Origin of the sequence: Stenotrophomonas sp. (assembly GCF_032099025.1) — a bacterium.
In the GTDB taxonomy this organism is placed as follows: Bacteria; Pseudomonadota; Gammaproteobacteria; order Xanthomonadales; family Xanthomonadaceae; genus Stenotrophomonas.
Window position 1 is genome coordinate 162,944 of record NZ_DAMCID010000008.1, and the last position, 1,233, is coordinate 164,176.

1 protein-coding gene is annotated in these 1,233 nt (G+C 70.6%); it reads right to left on the bottom strand.

The features are described 5' to 3' along the window. On the bottom strand, positions 1-1,052 hold a 1,052-nt coding region (locus RT456_RS08105; RefSeq protein WP_313344894.1), incomplete at its 3' end, for an MFS transporter. Positions 1,053-1,233: the final 181 nt, after the last annotated feature.

Genomic DNA, 1,233 nt, shown 5'->3' on the forward strand with positions numbered 1-1,233 from the left:
ATGAAACCGGACAGCGCCGCCGAACCGGCCGGGGTGCGCGTGCGCAGGTTGATGAGGGTCAGCGCCAGCGGGAAGGTCGAGGGGCCAATGCCCAGCAGCACCGCCCACAGCCATGGCGCCTGCATCGGCGCGAACAGCAGGCCGGCAAACGCGATCACGAAGGCGCAGAAGCCCACGATCACCAGCGGGAACGGGTTGCGCAGGCGCACCGCCAGCGCCGGCATGGTCAGCGACGGCAGCAGGCCAAGCCCGGCGAAGATGGCCACCATGATCCCGCCGAAGCGCGGCGTGGCCCCGGCTTCCACCACGATGCGCGGCAGCCAGGTGAACATCGAATAGGTCATCAGCGAGGTCATGCCGAACATCAGTGCCATGCCCCAGGCCAGCGGGGTGCGCCAGACCTTGCCGTGTGGCTGGGCGGTCGGGTCGGCCACGGCCTCCAGCGGGTCCGGGTGCGGGCGGCGGCGGGCCAGTGCGATCCAGGGCAGGGCGGCAGCCACGGCGAAGATCGACCAGATGCCGAGCGAGACGCGCCAGCCGGCCTGTTCGGCCAGCGGCACGGCAAGCAGCGCCGGCACCATCGTGCCGATCTGCAGCACCGTGATGTACAGGGTGCTGACCGTGCCCACGCGGTTGGCGAAATAACGCTTCACCAGCGGCGGCACCACCACGTTGCCGATACCCATGCCGGCCAACGCCACGATCGAGCCGAACAGCAGGCTGCCCACGCCGCCGGCCATCGAGCGCAGCAGCAGGCCGGCCGCCGCCAGGGCCATGGCCAGCAGGGCGGTGCGTTCCAGCCCGATACGGCGGGCCACCATCGGCGTGGTAACCCCGAACAGTGCGAACGAGGCGGTCGGCAGCATGCCGAACACGCCGGTCATGGTGGTGCCGAACCCGAAGGTCTGGCCCAGCTGGTCCAGCAGCGGAGTCACCGAGGTGACGGCCGTACGCAGGTTCAGCGCGGCCAGCAGGATGGCGGAAAACGCCAGCACGCGTCCGCGCAGCAGGGCGGTGGAGTGGGGGCTGGAATCAGAAGCGCTGGGGGACATGGGGACATCTCGAAAACGAAGCAGGGGTGCGGTAATGCCGGCGGCTGGCCGGCATCCACGTGATGCCGGGCAACCGGGTAATGCCGGCCGCTGGCCGGCTCCACGTGATGCCGGGCAACCGGGTAGTGCCGGCCGCTGGCCGGCTCCACGTGATGCCGGGCAACCGGGTAGTGCCGGCCGC